This is a genomic window from Turicimonas sp. TL08 (assembly GCF_054660695.1).
Genome location: NZ_BAAGDP010000003.1, coordinates 124,832 through 142,684 on the forward strand (window position 1 = coordinate 124,832; position 17,853 = coordinate 142,684).

Consider the following 17,853-nt stretch of genomic DNA (forward strand, 5'->3'; position numbering starts at 1 on the left):
TCAGACTCCTTTCTTGATAATCGGGATATAGTGCAAATTCGGCTGTGTACCTAACATTGCACGAACACGGACTGTATCCTTAACGGCGAGCACCTTATTGACGTATGAATTCGGATTATTAGCGTCCCCGAAAATCAAAGCGTCATAGCGGCAGGCTTGGACACAAGCCGGCAATTCACCGATAGCCAACTTGGTATGCAGGCAAAAGTCGCAGTTTTCTGCCGCTTTGGTTTTTTCGTTGATAAAGCGTACATTGTATGGACAGCCGGCGATACAGTACTTACAGCCTACACAGCGATCATTGTCCATCGTAACGATATTGGTGGCCGGGTCGATATGGGCCGCTCCGGTCGGGCAGACTCTGACACAAGGCGGTTCAGAGCACTGCTGACAGGAGACACGTACATACTTCCGATTGCCGGGGGTTCCGTCCAGAGGAGACTGCCGTTCAAGGGTCATACGAAGCTGACCGGCCGGAACGTTGTTAGTCTCTGAACAAGCTTCTTTACATGCGCCGCATCCGACACACTTGTTCTGATCAAAGATCATCACAAACCGAGGCTTATACCCGCTGACATTTCCGGCTTCTGCTTCTTTGTCGAGCGGAATCATCGTTCCGACTGCGCCCAAAGCGGCAGTGGTTAAAAATTTTCTACGGTCTATTGTCATGATATTTTCCTCGCTGTCCCTTTATGGAGGACAGCGTTGACTCGGTTACTTGAGTGGATTAACGGGAGTCTTGGAGAAACTTCCTTTGTCGAGGATACCCTGAGCCTTGCGAATATAATTCTGGGCTGCGGATAAGCGCTGGGTCAGGTAGTTGTGTGCGTGAGCACCCCAAGAGCCGTCCTTTTCGATCATGTCGGCAATCTGCGTTGCCAAGTCGACATAGGAGAGAACCTCGGTTCTCTGATCTCGATCAAGACGCGTGACTTCAAGAAGTTTGTTGATTCTTTCGGTAGCGCCGCGAATTTCTTCGTAGCCGCTCTTAATCGGATCCTGCCACTTGTTTAATTCACCGTAAATCTGCTTCTGATCTTTGTAAACAAGACCTTCTTCGAGTTTGGAAGTGTATTGGCTATGGCAGCCTTTGCCTTCAAATACCGTCCAGTCAGCCGGTGCATTACGTGCGCAGCTCCACATCAAGTCAACATAGTCTCGGCCTTTTTCGTCTTTAGCCAAAACGTACTTGGTGACTTTCTTGCCGTCGACTTCAACTTCCTGGGGAATATAGGAAGTCTGAGCCGGAGAAGGCTTGATCTTGTACATATGGGCTCGATACAGAGCAACGGAAGCGGCTTTTGATTGATCAGCCGTATACTGCTCCGGCATCGGCATTGTCGGCATATGACAAGCGATGCAATCAAGCTCGCTGTGTGTATCGGTGTGCTTGAATACGTCAGCTTGGACAGTATGGCAGTCCTTGCAATCCTGCTTCATCTTAGGATTACTGATGTAGGCCATCCAAGCGGTACCTTTGATCTGAGTCTGATCGTGGCAGGAGAGACAGCCGACGCCATGTTTAGCATGAACGCTCATGAAATGCTGCGCTGTCTTATCGTTGTAATTGGCTTCAGCAAGATTGCGAAGTTCTTTTTTAGAAAATTTCTTAGGTTCAGCTTTAGGATCGATGCCGAGAGACTGAAGAAAGCCGTCGACGCCTTCGATCTTGAACGGTACATTCTTAAGAGATTCAGGTACTGGGACCGGCACGTTGTCCTGCGCCGCTGCGATAGAACTGAAACCAAGGCAAGCGAATACGGTAAGAATGACGGAAGTTTTGATATTCAACATTTTTAGCCTTTGAATTCGTTAATTATGGATTGAACGGTCTTCTTTCCTGCTCTTCTGCAAGGAAATCAGCGTAGTCGTCTTCCAAATATTTATCTGAGTAAAGAAAGAGAACGCCGCTCGAGGTCTTGGTCACCTTGATGTCGCTGTATTCTTCTTTATTTCCCATCACGTCTAAAATTTCAGCAAGGCGCTGGCTTTCAAAATTGAAGGGAGTTTTAAGAAACATTTGCGCAGGCACCGGTCTCGGATAGATGCGGGAGTTTTCTCTTATCTGATCGGAGATAAGCGCTTCATCGTCATCTTTGACGGATAACAAGCGTGCATAAGAGTTAGAAAGCAGAGGCTTGAAGTAAAAGAACTCCGTGCCGTCCGGCTTTTTAATGCTCATTACGCCAAGATCTCCTTCCAAAGCTGCCTTCATGACCGCTTCGAAGTATCCCGGCAACTCGGCATCCAACTCTTCATCACTTTTCAGATCAGCAGGATGAATATCTCCGTGAACTAATGAGCGGAGCATTTCACGGCGGCTGAGAGCCTTTCGGCTCGGGCGCAGATTCGGATGTTCGGCTTCGTAGAGATCAACCTTTCCCTCCGGAGTCAATTGAACCTCAAATGCCTGACGCTCTTTACGATCAAGAGCCCTTTCGAGTACCGCGTCCGTAGTGATTTCTGCGGCAGTCTTAATTTCTTCGGCTGTCGGGGCCTTGGCTGTATGAACCTTACGAAGGAAGATTTCTCTTAACTTCTCGCCGTCAACCAGCTCAGTTCTGCCGCTGAATTCGGCAACGATATCGGCCAAAAGTAAAACGTGTACTTTGAAGATAGGCAGATCGTAGATATTTTCCTGTTTACTCATAATTAATATCTTTCAGATTTACTTGATGAGACCTTCTTTTTGAAGAGCCGGGATGACGAAGTCGAGTTGATATTCTTTCAACGTATCGACAGTCGGAACGCCTGTCTGCTTATTAAATCCCATTTGTTCAAAGAAGATATCGAAGCTCTTCTGGATATCAGCCGGATCCATGCGGACAGTACCTTTAGTGAAAGGCTTTTTATCCTTCGGATCCCAGTAAATCCAACCCGGGACGGTGTCGTGATCCTGACGCATATTAGAGCTGTCGAGCTGACGCATTGTGTAAACGCGCTGCAGGAGCCATGCGCGAGTTGCATCTTTATCCAAATCGTCGCCGGTCTTCTTAACGCCGGTTACAGCGGAGAACACCTTGGCTTCAATGTTCGGATCGCCTACATACTGGTTCTTTTCATCCGGGCAATATTCCCATGGGCCCATCCAAGAACACAGTCCCAACATGTTGTGAAGTTCCGTACGGGCGATAACCCATGCCAAACGCTTCATCTTGTATTCATTAACCGGCGTGTAATCGCCGATTTGGTCAACTGCGCTTTCGTCGCCCCATGTCACTTTAGCGATGTGCTTCATTTCCTTGATCGGAAGACCGCTGCGGGTGAAGTTAACGTGTGCGTGGGCCATCGGGTCACGGTTCCACATACAGTTCAAAACGCAGCCGAGCTGTGCATCATCTTCATTGGTATGATGTTTCGGGTGACCGTTGGACCAATACAGTGAACGATGGTCATCACTCCATGTCTTCAAAGGGATGCCGAAATGTTCGAGCATGACAGGAGTTGTTTCTCCCATCCACTTACCGAATTCACCTTGTCTGTAGGCAATCTTCGGAAGAAATTCCTGCATAGCGGAAGCGTCAACGTCATCGATCTTCTTCCATGGCAAGGAGTCGTATTCTTCCTTAGAAAGAAGTTTCTTCCAATAACCGTCTGTGTACATCATGACCATATCTCGCTGGATCTGGCCGTAGTTGCACCACAAACCTAAATCATCCATTAACTGGCTGCCGACAATTGCGATCTCGATGTTTCTTTCCGGATGCAGCTTGAGATTCGGGTAGAAAAAGACCGGGAAGAGTAAACCGCCGCAAGTTTGTTCAGTAATCGGGCTGACGTTGAATTTAGCCGCAGTCTTTACATCTTTAATAACCGGATAGCAGCGAATCGGGCAAGCAAAGCAGCCGTTGTTGCGGACATGCAGACCCCATTCCTTATCACCTAAGAAGAATTCTCCGGCGTTGGTACGGAAGGCCATCTTAGAGAGACGGCGCGTATCCAAAGGAACATTAATCGGAGGATTAGCGGCTCCCCATTGTTTTCCGGGCATACCGGACCAGCGGGAGTTCAAAGAATGGTATTCAAAGAGCGGGTGCGGATAGCGGGAAACGACGGTCTGCGTCAAAGCGCCGAGCAATTCTTTATGGCGGTTGACGAGTTTTTCCCAGTCTTCCTTATCAGCTGCGATATGGATAGCTTGGTCACCGTCAATCGCGATACCCTTCAAATTCTTGGAACCGAAGACGCCGCCGATACCGCCGCCTGTATGACTCTTGGCATTAATCACAATGGACATGGGGACAAGGTTTTCACCGGCCGGTCCAATAACGGTAACGGATGCGTTCGGAGAAGTTTCCTGGCTAATCAATTCATGGGAGCGGCGTGTCCCTTCGCCCCAGATGTGCCCCGCATTGCGGATTTGAACGTCATCGTTGTTGATGTAGATATAAACAGGTTCTTTAGCCTTACCTTCAATGATGATGAAATCGTAGCCGGCATATTTAATTTTTGCACCGATATCACCGCCCAAGTGAGCACTTCCGACCATATGTCTCGGATAAGTAGTCGGGTACATCGTTGTGATAGATGTTCTGCCGGAGCAGACAGCGCCTGTACCTGTCAGAGGTCCGGGAGCGATAACGAGTTTATTGGCTTCATCGAAAGCCTGAGTTTTAGGAGGCACTTCATCCCAAAAGATCTTATAGCCGAGTGCAGTGCCGCCAATCCATTGTTTATCTGTCGGAACTGTAGAGACTTCGCCTGTAGAAAGATTGATTCTGAGACCTTGACCGGTCCAACCGTATTTTTTTGTATCAGACATATGCGTAACCTATAGAGAAAATCAGCCGTGACAAACACCGCATTGGTCGTTGTTGTTCTGGGGCAGATAGCCATGCTGCGGACTGCGGTTCGGTTCTTTGGAACGATCAACCCAGGGAACGTAGCGGATAGCTTCTGTCGGGCAGGCTTTTACGCACTTCGGATCGCCATCGCAAAGGAAGCATTTGCTGGCGACATTTTTTTCAACATCAAAGCTCATCATGTTCCACGGACAAGCTTTTTGGCAGAGACCGCAGCCAATGCAGATTTCTTCGTCTACATAGCGGGCGCCGGTCTTCGGATTTACACGAATAGCACCTTGCGGGCAAGCGTTAGCGCAAGGAACCGGGTGGTCGCATTGACGGCAAGTGTCTTGGATACAAATCGGGTCAAAACCGAAAGCTCCGTTATTAGGGCTGACGAGGGCCGTGCCTTGCGGACCGTACCACATGTTGCGGTTAATCTTGATTCTGGCAAGCTTGGGGTCGGCTTTTCCGTCATTAAATTCCGTACAGGCTAATTCACAGCGCTGGCAAGTTACACAAAGGCTCGGATCTGCAATGAGGATGCCTTTTGGTGCTGAGAGAATGATATAGGGCTGGGCGCCTGTTTGGGCTTTTACGGTATTCATAGCAGCCATTGCAGCGGCAACTGTCGACACCTCTAAAAAGCCACGACGGGTAATATCTAACGGCAAACGTGCCTTAGAGAGCAGTTCTTTAAGATCTAACATTAAAGACTCCGTTGATTGCAAAGTAAATGGGGGTGCTTATTCATTAGTTCGCACTAATGAACTTATGGTTTTCGAAGGGAAGCAGATTTATAAGGATTCACGTCCGGAAAATGGACGATCCTCTTAGTTTGGAGGAGGGAGAGAGAAAGGCAGAGTCGCGTTTTGCTTTACGAGTGAGCAAAACGATTGAGAGAGAACTTGTCTACCGGTAATTTTTCTATTTATCCGGGCGGAAAGCATTTTGAGCTCCTTGCTACGAAACCATTAGTTGGGGCGAAAGAAATTGTTTCGTTTCATTTCGTTTCAGAGTATATCCCTAAGAATTAACCCGATTAAAGATCGTCAAATTTTGCAATAATCACTCAAATACGCTATCAGCTCATCCGAAAGGATGAATATAACTGCTGGGAATCAATGATTTTTAACACTTTGTTATAAATATTTTGTTACACCCAAATTGAGATCTATTGTTGGATTTTCACAAAAAATACATCAAATTAGCACGCTAAGTTATTGAAAAGGATGTCTATGTATGCGCAAAAGCTGTAATTTTTGACAATTATTGGACTGTATTGTGTCGGAAGGTTCACTCGTCAATAAACCGGTTCTTACCTCATACGTTTTCATGAGATTTCAAACATTTTTTGGAGCTTGAAAGGACTCTATTGCGGCTTTGCTACGGTTTCAATGGAATTTCTTTGTTGGCGCTGATATTGATTGAAGAAGTACAAAGGTGTTGAAATAAAAATAACCAATCCGGCAATCAAGAAAAAGATATACCCAAGGCTCGCCCAAACTCCCTTTGAGAGAATTTGTTCCGGAGGAACAAATCCGCACAAAATAGAAATAAAACAAGTAACGAAAGCAACCCCTGACATCAGACACAATCCGACTTTGCCGCCGGGTACTTGATAAGAGCCTTTCTTATCGGGATACCGCAGCTTAAGACGAATGGCAGCTGCAAACATCAGAAGGTACATCACCATATAGAGCTCTCCGCAAAGGGCTAAAAAGAGCCAAAAGGCGTCTGACACGGACGGCATTACCAACACACTCAAAGCCAAGAATGTGGCACATCCTGTCTGAAGAATCAGGATGCTGGTTTGCATACCGAATGAATTCCGGGTCTGCCAGTACTTAGGCAGGTAACCTTCTTGGGCTACTTCTAGAAGGCCGCGGGAGGGTCCGTTCATCCACGTTACGATGGAAGCTAGGGCGCCGTAGGCCAGAAAAGCAGCAAGGATAGGAGTGAACCATGAAAAACCAAGAGCTTTAAGCATGGTCTCAAAACTTTGACATACGCCCGCAGACATGGAAAGCTGGGTACCGGGGACCACTAAAGCAACGGATAAAGCACCGAAGATAGAGAAGAAAAGAATAATAAGCGAGGCCAAGAAGATAGCTCTCGGGAAGGCCGATGTCGGATTCTTCATATTGGTCACGTGAACGGAACTCATTTCCATACCCGCCAATGAAACCATCATCCCCGCCAGCAGCATCCACTGTTTTGGAGTGGACAAATCCGGAATAAGGGCTGCGCCTCCGTTAAAAGGGATCTGGATCGGTTTGTCGGTGAGAATATAGGCGGATGCAATCGCTATAAGAAAGAAGCCGGAAATAATCGTACCTACCAGCACGCCGGATTTGGAGAGAAAAACCGAAAGCCTCATGCCTCGGAAATTTAGAACCGTCGCAACCCAAAGGATGGCGATAGTGGTAAAGAAGACGTACCAGCGGTTATGCGCGAGCTCAGGACTGAAGGTGTATGCCAAGCAAGTTGCCACAAAAGTCGCTGCTGCCGGATACCAAGGTAAGTTCTGAACCCACTCCATAAAGATGGCAAGGAATCCGTATTTAGGGCCGAATGCTTCACGCACCCAAACAAAAACACCGCCGCGTTCCGGATATGTACTAGCTAACTCAGCTGAAACCAAAGCCGAAGGGACAAAGAAACAAACAGCAGAAGCAACGAGGAAAAAGATAATATTCCAACCGTACTCGGCCATGCTCGGCAAATTTCTCAAAGAGAAGACCGAACAAACTGTGAGCATAGCCATGGCACCGATGCTCATCGTAAAACTTGTTTTATTTCTATCGGTAGCGCCCACAGCCTTCCCTCCCACAACTTTCAACTTCTGACTATAGCCCCATGATTCGAATGCAGATTTCTATAGATCCCAAAACAGAACTATTCCGCTTTAACGTTAGCTATATTTAATTTTTATGAGGAGGCAGAATCGTCCCATACATGTCGAACATTCAGAATAAAGTCCTAAAAAATCGTGTTTTATATCAAAAAGTTGGAGTCCTTTTAGGGAATTACACCCCAATTCGTTAAAGATGGTTGCGAAAAGCCAAACCCTGGCCCAATAAGTTACATCGGTTTACTTCTTACGAAAAGTTGACGAACTGCAAAAGGCCTATTGTTGAAATTGTGAGCCTCATACATTTTTGAGCTATTTGCATTCAAATTTTTTAGAACCGAACAAAAGGTACTTTCTTGAATAAATACATAAGAATTTTTTCAAAACTCTCGAGGGTAAATTGGCCTCAACTAGACGGTTAATTCGATAGGTGTGTAATTTGCTTTTCTATGTGCGCTACCGGGGAGAATTTTTCTTCGCACGACTCTCTCTTTAAAAGGAGCTGTAAAAATCAATACTCGTGCCCAATTTAAGCACTTGTTTTATTTTTTCTTGGAAGTAGTCACTTTGTACGTAATGATTGTCGTTCTCGATACATTCCCTAAAAGCTTAAACTTTCAGCCAACTCGCCAACTTTCAATCCTATCTCGATTTGCCATTTTTTCTCCTTCTTCGGGCTATGATTTGCTCCAAATTATATAAATAACCTTAAGCCTGAGATAAATGTATATACATGCACGTTCCGTATGCCCGAAAAGCGGCAGAAATAAGCTCGTCGCTGCCATAGCCAGCGCGCTCGTCGCCCTCCCTCTTGTAATACCATCTGATGGGTACTCCGCCGACACAAACGCTGCCTTCCCAGCAGACGGTATCCGAGAAATTTCTGCCACGTCAAATAAGGGGGGGGTACGTCTTCGTCAATAGCTGACCAAATAAAAAAAGAGAAGTACAAAAGACTTCCGGAATTCTCTACTGAAAGATGGGCATTGTTTGTCACGGATCCGAACTGGAGCACTTTGAGCGGAAAAGCTGATTACGGCTCTTTGAGCGAACCCACGTACAAGAATTCCAAACTCTCCATTACTGCCAAAGAAAGCAATATGGCAGGGGAAAATGAGTCAAAAAGATTCTCGATTTTCGGCGCTTACTATGACGGAGACAATAAAAATGGAACAAAAGATGGTACAGACGGTCTTAAGCGTCAAACTCCAACTGAAGACAAACGTGAGCTTTTAAGCAAATACTTTAGCCAAAGGACTCTTTCCCTTACACTCGAACCAGGCAAAAAACCTTATACCCTGTATGTTTCGGACGTTTTCGGGGCAAACAATGACTTTGCCGGAAGAGCCGTAAGTAATACGGCTACGCCTAAAGACAGCGATTTCGTAAAAGCCAATAATAATTCTGTTCTTATTAATCTAGAGAACAATACTTTGAACTTCAAGAGAATCAAAGGAGGCAAAGGAGTTAGCTGGAGAGAACTCACAGGCTCAAACAACCTCAAGCCTATTACCCAGGCCTCGTATAACCTAGTTGTGATAAAAGGCGCAGAAAATTCTCAAAATCAAATTAATCTTATCGGTGTTTATGACCAGCAAGCAGAGGGAGGCACTGCTTCAATCAAAGCTGTAGACAGAGAGTTTTACTTGAATCCCTCCATTTTCGGAGGAGATGCCCTTCAGGCGGATCACAATATTGTCTTTTTAAAAAATGTTAATACAGACGGGATCGCCCGCAAATTCGGCATTGTGGGAGGAAGAGCTCAAGACGGCACTGCAGTAAATGGCTCGACATCCGTTGGGGCAGACAGCCGAAACAATTTGGTCTTGATTCAAAACTCTATTATTGGTGTTGATGGAGAAAAGAGCGAAGGTACCAATGTTTACGGAGGACTGGGCTATGCTTCTGCACAAAATAATACTGTAGTTATAGACAACACCAAGATCTTAGGCAATGTTTCGGGAGGCTTAAGCTTCTTAGATAATGTAATGTTCGACAAGAACTCTTACCACAAGTTTGTCTATGGTTCAAACACTTCTAGTGACAGTTTCAATGCCGATCAAGTGCTAAGAGCCTTTAACATAGGTCTGACCGAAGACCACAACAGCGTCTACCTTAACCAGGCTGTGCTCGAGGGGACTTCCGCCGTATACGCCAGCTCCGGCGGTCTTATCAAAAAAACCGACGGTAACCCCAGCGAGTATATATCTTTTGTCGATTCTAAGCTTGTTAACCTAAGACGAGGAACCGTTTACTTAAACGGTGCAAACAGAGCCTCCTCGATTTATGCAGATACGGTGTACTTTGGTAAGGTTTTTGATGCTTCAGGAATCGACTTGACAGCAACATCCGATTCTTCGGGGAAAAAACTTTTAACGGATAGCTACACTGAGGCTAACCCTCTTACCGTCACTTTCGGCCACAGTCTTTCAGAGTCATACATCCGAACCTCCGCCGGTTTCCACTCAACGTTGACACGCTTGAACGAAGACCAAAGTGATATCACACACGGAAAACACAATTACTGGACTAACGTTGTAGTGAATTTAGGCAATATCACTACAATTAATGGTGACGGCAAGCATTTGGACACTACCGTTCCTGTCTTTGAAAAAAAGGAGAGAGATGGAAATTCATATGTTGAGGCAAAAGACACGGTATTCTCCCTGCTCGCGCAAGACAATGTCGGAGGCTCAAGTACCTTCCTGGCAATTTCTTCGGGTTACCACACGGATTCTGATGGAAAAATTCTTGACAACACACCCGTCCGTGCTCTTAACTTGAATTGGTCTCGTATTCTTGAATATCGTCTCTCTTACGCCTCCGGCGGAAGATACTCGAAAGACGAGAACAAAGAACTGAAACCCATTGTCGGCCAAGTTGCCCCGTCATACTCCAACGCTGCCGTACCGCTTCCGCAACTTCAAGTCTTCCGGGGAGGAGAGAATATTTTTTCTCCCTCTGAAACTTATGTTTGGGTTGACGACGACAAGAACTGGTACGAAGATGCGGAACACCAAAACTTAATCACAGACAAAATCGCTTTTCTGAAAAAGGTCCAGACTCAAACAGCAGAATCTCCCGAGATAAATAAAGTAAACATTCAACAAAATGGGAAAAATGTTGCAACGGCTCAATACGTTCTTCTTCCGTACCTCAGTGTCGGAGAACTCTATGAAGTTAAAGAAGAAGACACCGACGGACGCGTAAAAAACTTTAAAGGCCATATCTTCTCTTTGACCCCTTTGCTGAAGACAGACGCCGATCTATTTGTATCAAAAAATAATGTTGACGGCACTACTAATATTTTTAAGGGAAATTTTGATGAAACCCAACTGTACTATCGCGACGAAGACGGTAATTTCTACGAAGAAGTAGCTTCAGCCGGAGATATTGTAAGCGTCACCAATCTATCCGGAACCAGTGCCGAAGCCGGTGGTCTTGCCTTAGGTTCGCGTCTTATGAAACTCGAGCTCTTGGATCAAGTGGTTCTGAATGGACTGACCGAAGATCAAACTGACATCTCTACGGATTCCTACACCGCAGAGATGGAACTAACGGGAAACGGAGGGATTTATATTCCTGCTTCGAATACTGTTTTCATCGGAGGAGAGGACAAGCAAAATTCTTTCTCTGGTAAGACGGAAGTCGGAGCATCCGGAAAACTTTCCTTAGTCGCTACAGAAGCTCTCGGAAATACCGAAAGTGTAGTGCTTGGAAGTGCGGCTACTCTTACCATTTCCAAACGCACTGATTCCAGCGAAGATAATCCGACTTACACTTCTCAGACGATAAAGAATATCAGTGGAACCGACGACAAAACCTCACTGATTATAGAGGAAGGTAATTCTCTAAAACTTTTGGGATCTACTGAAGAAGGCCAAATCGGAATTGTCAGTGGAGCAGGAAAGCTAAGCATTGAAAACGCTAATTTTGAAATTTTGGCCAGCGGCACCTTCTCCGGTCCTACAAATCTGACTGGATCAACCTTAAAACTTAACAAAGCAGACAGTCTGGGAACAAGTGCCGTCACATTTGCCGCCAACTCAAAGGTTATGTTTGAGTCTCCGAATGGAACCTCAGGAAATACTTTCCAAGGAGCCGGTTCCCTGTTGGTAAATGGCGGCAAGTCCTTAATTTTGGCTGGCACCTATACTGACTCTACTGAGACATTTACAGGTGGTCTAACTCTCGAAAATACCACAGTTTCTACTGACAAGGATAGCAACTACGGTTGGAAGAGAGTGGGTTCAGGCGACATTGCCTTAAACGGAACCTCTTCTCTCACGGTCTATTATTCAAACGTTCAAGAGACAACCGGTGCGTCTTTTAAAAACAAGATACTCTCAGGAAGTGGAACTCTGAGCCTCATTAATTCCGGGACAAATCAAGATAGTTTTGAATTCGGATCTAAGAACGGTTCCGGTATTTTTACCGGCACCCTTGCTCTCAACAACGTCGGTATTTCACTTAACGATAAAAATGCGACCGCAATGGCAAAGGCTTCACTGGAGCTAGGTGATAAATCCACGGCCATTGTCACCCAAAAATTTGAAACCACGGAAAAAGTCACCTTTTTAGCCGGTGCCACACTGGATTTTTCCTCTGTTGAAACTCACCTTGGGGCCAAAGAAATTTCCAACACCATTACCGCCACCAAAGGATTTGACTTTTCGAATTCCCCTCAAGGGAAAATAAAAGTTAACCTCAGCGGTAAGGTAGGCACAGGCGATGCCTCTTTGGGTTTGCCTCTATTAGATCAAGACAATGGTCCTGTAAAACTTTACTTTGGATTCGGCAATGTCACTGGAAGTTTGGCCAATATCAAATTAGTCAATGCCGACGGAACAGACCTAGACTTAGGATCACAAAAATTTGACTATAAGGACGGGACTGCTGAACTGACCTACTCTTGGGGACTTACTGCCGATACTTCCAGCTCTCCTCTATTCGGCACCTCTGAAGGTTTTGGATTAGGTTACAAACTCACAACAGTTAATGTCAATGATGGGAAGACCTTGGTTTTAGGACCTGTCGAAAATGGTCTCGATTCAACTTTGTCGGCGAAGTTAACCAGCAACGAGGGAAGCGGCAGCAAAGTCGAAATTCACGGAGACCTAATCTTTGATAATCGTGACAATAACTTTGATAGTGCACTGATTCTTACCTCCAAATCTGCTTTGACAGCCGTGGCCGGAGCCCTTGGTCAGAAATATGGATTGTTTGCATCCGAAGTTTCGCTTGAAGAGGCTTCCACGCTTACTCTCAAGGATGGTTCTCATACCATCGGAAGCCTCAATACTGATAGCTCCAGCAAAGTTGTAATGGATGCGGCCGCTGGCCTGACGATTAGAGGAGACTCTACAGTTGAAGGAACCTTAACTGGTGGTAAAAACCTTAATTTTGAAGGAAAAGAGGGCTCCGTCCTAAACGTCACAATCTCTTCCTCTAATGATCAATTCAGAGCCCCAGTTTCTTTGGAATACACTTCCTTGACGCTTGGAAAGGTATCCTCGCTCGGAAGTTCTCTCATTAAGCTGGATCAGAACAGCACGGTTCAATACAGTGGCCCTAATTCCTGGAGCTCCTCTAACATCTTCGAGGGCTCAGGCAGCATCGTTTACGAAGCACAGAACAGCAAAGCCAACATTTTTACTTTTAAAGAAAAACAAGGAGAGTTTTCGGGTACCCTCGAGCTTCAGCAGGCACACATAGAACTTTCTGATAAGCAAGAGCAAAAGCAAAATGTGACGGCATTGCAAAACGCCACGTTAAAACTGGTAAACAATTCTTCCGCACTGGTAATAGGAGACAGGGAACTCTTCAAACTTGAAATGTCCTCCGGGTCAGTGTTGAAGTTAGGGAAAGTTGACTTAGTCAATCAAAAAGCCGCGGGCAGTCTGCAGGTTAATGAATTAGGAACCATCAACGGCCAGATTAGTCTAGACAGATTTACTGCAGATATAAATGGCGAATGGTCAAAACTTCTTGATTTGGATGAGACAGCTTATATCACGCTAGTTAGTGGCCCTAAAGACACCTCAACTCCCAATCCACAGTTTACTTATTCCGTGGCTAATGCAGAAAAGAAACTTGAGCTGGCTAAAGGTGTTGAGGGAACCTTCGACATCGACTACACAAATACAAAAGATAACGAAATCGGTGCCTTCGTTACTTCAATCCTCACATTATTGGATGTACAGGAAGATAAGACTGTAACTTTTGAAAAAGGCATTGGCTCCCAAGGCGATGATTTTTCGGCTGGCATCCTAGGTAAAGGCACAATTATTATTACGGATAATCTAATTTTTAATGCCAACGAAGGTGCTACTAAATTCGAAGGAATATTAAAGGTTAATCCTGACAGTTCTTTGACATTAGAAAATGCCCAAGGCTTAGGAACCCAGGATAGTCATGTCTCTGTAATTGAAAACTCCGGAACTATCAACATTGCCGAGCAAACATACGTCGATAGAATTTTCGGAAAAGGGAACTGGCAATTAACAAAAGGTTCCTCCTCTAGCCTACATCTGGTTAATGCAGGTGGAAGCATCGGCAATTGGAGTGAAGGCACTTCTTCATGGATTCAAGGCAGCCTTGGAGGTGAGGGCAACATTCTTATTGACGCAGGCGCACTCAGGATCGAAAGTTCTAATAAAGACCTAAAAGGGAAATTAGACATTGGTTCTCAGAAAACTAAGGCTGAAGTTATTTTGACGAAGACCGATTCTATCGGAGCAATGGATATTGAAATTGCAGAAGAATCTCGTCTGACCTTGGAAGGTTTAAATGAGAACTTTGACAATAATTTGAAATCCAACAATGGCAATATCTTAGTCACTTCAAAATCTGACCTCAAAATTAATAACAGCGACAAATTCCATGGAAGTTATGAAATAAACAATGGGTCCACACTTTCTTTTGGCAAACTTGCCGGATTTGCCAATGCAAAAAACGTTAGTGCTAATGTTGAGAAAGGATCCTCCCTTCTCTTGAAGTATGACGAAGAATGGGAATTAAAGAATGTCATCTCCGGCGGTGGAACGATTGTTATTGGAGCAGGAAATACTGCCCATCGAATCATGTTCACAACCGATGTCGCTCAGACGATGGGAGAACAATTCTACGGTGACATCCATGTTGAAAATGCCTACGTCGATCTCACGGCAAATGCCCAAGCAGCCCTGACCCGAGGCTCACTTGTCTTAGATAAAAACGGAAAAGCCCTAATCCAGGTCCCCTCAAGCGATACTCCCTACAAAATCGGTGGTCTGAGCTTTAACGGAGGAACATTGGATGCTTCGAATGCTATCGTCACTCCGGGCAAAGCAGATGCCAAGACCTTATTGAATATCAGCGGCTATCTCGAATCCGGGGACAAAACAGGCACGCATGAGTTAAAGCTCTCCGGCACAGGCAAAATCCAAGTTGGCCTATCCGAAAGTGCCGTCAACTCTCAAGACAGTTACTACGAGGCCATTAAAGACTTCTCTTTACTTGACCAAGACGAAGGTACCCTAAATGGCGTTCTTCATGCAAAAATTGTCGGACTCTACAATGAAGATACTTGGAAGAACACATCACTCGTTGTAGGCGACCTTGACAAAAACAAACTGGTCAGCGAATTCTTTGATGAAAGCGGAAATGCACGCCAAATCGAGGACAGCACACACAAGCTTTATTCTGGTGATCAGGAAGATCAAAACCAAATAGGGACAGGACACTATAACTTCAGTCTCTCAGCCTTTACCTCTGAACAATCCGCAGAAAAGGCAGGTATTTACGTCGGTTACGGTCTTGTCGGCGTAGAAATTAAAGGAGGTAAGACTCTGACCTTAACACCGGGACGATTAGCCGGTGGAGATACTTTCTCTGCATGGATCAAAGACGAAGCCGGTTCAAGCGGCAACCTTGTCATTGCAAAAGGCCAACAAGAAGGAAATATTATTCGGCTGCAAAATAGTGCCAATGCTTACACAGGTACAACAACCGTTACTCAAGGCATGAAGCTTGTAGCTGCGACAGATAGCGCTCTTGGCAAGACAAGTGAACTCATCCTGGATGCCGGTTCTTCATATGAACAAGCCGCCGGAACAACTCAAACTATCGGAAAACTCAACCAATTCGCCGGACAAAGCTCTGTATTCGTGGATAAGAATGCTATTTTGACTCTGGCTAAAGGTGGACTTTCCAACGGACATAATGCCCTGACAGGAACCGGCACCCTTAAAGTCGAATCTGAGACTTTACAGGTCTCTCACTCTAATGCCGGACTCACAGGAAATGTGGAAATCGCCAACGATGCTTCCGTCCTCGCTCTATCCTCTCAATCTTTGGGTTCTTCGGACGTTACTCTGGAAGAACAAGGCGGCCTAACCTTCAAGGACATTACTGACGGCTCCTCCGTTTCCAACACTTTCCATGGAGATGGTTCGATCAATCTGTCTAAGTCCGATATAAAGTTCTCCAAATCCTCCACTGGATTTACCGGAACAATCGTTCTCGACTCTCCTTCCCATCTGGCTGTGGAAAAACTTGATGCTTTAGGAGCCTCAGAGATTAAGAATGAAGGTACTCTACACTTGAACCTTGACGCAGATGAAGGATGGAACGAGGTCGCACTGGTAACTCGCTCAGCTGGAAGCAGAAAACTTACTGGATCCGGCAATGTCATTAAGACAGGAAAAGGTGTCCTCACGCTTCATTCGAATTACGCTTCTGAAGGCACAACCACTATCGAACAAGGCGGAGCACTTTCCGGAACAGCAGAAGATCCATTAAATCTTGCCGCTTCCTTTGATGTCCGAAAAGGTGCTTATTTACAAGCTTTCGGTTCGATAAACAACCTGACAAATGCCGGTACCGTATACCTTAACGGCATTGATGCAAAGAAGACCACGGAAAGTAAGCTGACCGTAAACGGCGACTTTGTCGGCGAAGGAGGTACTTTAGTGTTTGATGCTGATTTGGCTTCAGATACCAACTCGCATCAAAACACTCTCCTCGTCAAGGGAAACGCAACAGGAAACGGATTCATTCGAGTTAATAACTTGGATGGTAAAGGTGCTCAAACTCAAGAAGGCATAACCTTGGTCAGCATCGAGGGCGACTCTAATGTCAGCTTCCTGCTCGACGGGGCAGCCAAAGCCGGTGCCTATGATTATCTCTTGATGAATTCTGCCGACAATAAACGCTGGTACTTAAACTCTGTGAACCGACGCGTACGCTCTGAGGCCGGTACGTACATCGGCTTAGCACTAGCTGCCGAACAGATGAATATGCGCCTGCACGACAGAATGGGTCAGGCCTACGTGGTCGATCCTCAATCAGGTGAGCTCCGTCAGGCTGCAGGATGGGTCCGTCAGCTTGCTTCTCACTCTCGCTTCAGTACCGAAGGAGAAAAGACTCGTCTTTCTACCTCCGTTACTCAGCTGGGTATGGACGCCCTGCGCTTCAAACCCTCTGCTGAAACCAATGCTGTCGCTGGTTTCTATGCCGGCGGTCTTTACGGAAAATCTAAGACAAGAGCAGCTTCCTTCTCCAAAGGGAAAATCGATGGTTTCGCCTTTGGCGTTTACGGGACCTTCTATACCGGCTCAGATGCAGATGACGGCTTCTATACTGATACTTGGCTGCAGTACGGACGCTATGACAACCGGATTACCGGAGAAGATCCGGAGCTCAAATTCCGCTCTCACGGATTCACTTTCTCCGTCGAAACAGGTTATAGCTTCAAACTTGCCAAGACAGGCGCTCAGAAAGAAACCGACTTCATTATTCAGCCGCAAGCTCAGCTCATCGTCACAGATTTAAAGAACAATTCTGTCAGCGATACGCATGGATATAAATTTAAACAGCTTGGTAAGAATAATGCCACGGTTCGTCTGGGAGCCCGATTCATGGTTAAGCAGGACACAAAGCTAACGGCGTTTGTCGAAGGCAATTGGCTACATAACATGAAGAAGGCCGGTGTGCAGATGGGAACCGAAGGTGTTTACATGAGCGGGGGCAAAAATACCGGTGAAATCAGAGTCGGTGCGGAAGGTTCCCTCAGTCGCAACCTGAAAGGCTGGGTCAGCGGATCATTCCGAGCTGGACAGTCCGGATATCACACCGAATCTGCACAAGTTGGCCTCAAGCTGCTCTTCTAAGTGCTTGCCTTATCACGGATCAAAATAACAGGATGGAGTCTCTGGTTAACGACCGGAGACTCCA

General features: G+C 45.9%; 7 protein-coding genes. 1 reads left to right on the forward strand and 6 read right to left on the reverse strand.

Annotated elements, in window-relative coordinates:
- From ACYQ4O_RS02680 to ACYQ4O_RS02705, 6 genes are all read right to left on the reverse strand, one after another.
- Nucleotides 1-669 (reverse strand): 4Fe-4S dicluster domain-containing protein, encoded by a 669-nt coding sequence (locus ACYQ4O_RS02680; protein ID WP_460174671.1) that lies wholly within the window; start codon nucleotides 667-669, stop codon nucleotides 1-3.
- Nucleotides 670-714: 45 nt separating this feature from the next.
- Nucleotides 715-1,794, reverse strand: a complete 1,080-nt coding sequence (locus tag ACYQ4O_RS02685; RefSeq protein WP_460174672.1) for a cytochrome c3 family protein — start codon at nucleotides 1,792-1,794, stop codon at nucleotides 715-717.
- A 22-nt stretch (nucleotides 1,795-1,816) separates the two neighbouring features.
- Nucleotides 1,817-2,650 (reverse strand): hypothetical protein, encoded by an 834-nt coding sequence (locus ACYQ4O_RS02690; RefSeq protein WP_308512928.1) that lies wholly within the window; start codon nucleotides 2,648-2,650, stop codon nucleotides 1,817-1,819.
- A gap of 18 nt (nucleotides 2,651-2,668) precedes the next feature.
- A complete protein-coding gene (locus ACYQ4O_RS02695) occupies nucleotides 2,669-4,762 on the reverse strand; it encodes an aldehyde ferredoxin oxidoreductase N-terminal domain-containing protein (protein ID WP_460174673.1) in 2,094 nt (697 codons plus the stop codon).
- A 21-nt stretch (nucleotides 4,763-4,783) separates the two neighbouring features.
- A complete protein-coding gene (locus ACYQ4O_RS02700; RefSeq protein WP_308512930.1) occupies nucleotides 4,784-5,494 on the reverse strand; it encodes a 4Fe-4S dicluster domain-containing protein in 711 nt (236 codons plus the stop codon).
- A 662-nt stretch (nucleotides 5,495-6,156) separates the two neighbouring features.
- The gene (locus tag ACYQ4O_RS02705; RefSeq protein WP_460174674.1) at nucleotides 6,157-7,602 is read right to left on the reverse strand and encodes an amino acid permease; all 1,446 of its coding nucleotides are present in this window, start codon (nucleotides 7,600-7,602) and stop codon (nucleotides 6,157-6,159) included.
- 1,052 nt (nucleotides 7,603-8,654) lie between these two features.
- On the opposite strand from ACYQ4O_RS02705, the gene ACYQ4O_RS02710 reads away from it, so the two are divergent.
- Entirely contained in the window at nucleotides 8,655-17,789 is a 9,135-nt protein-coding gene (locus tag ACYQ4O_RS02710; RefSeq protein ID WP_460174675.1) for an autotransporter outer membrane beta-barrel domain-containing protein, read from the forward strand.
- Nucleotides 17,790-17,853: the final 64 nt, after the last annotated feature.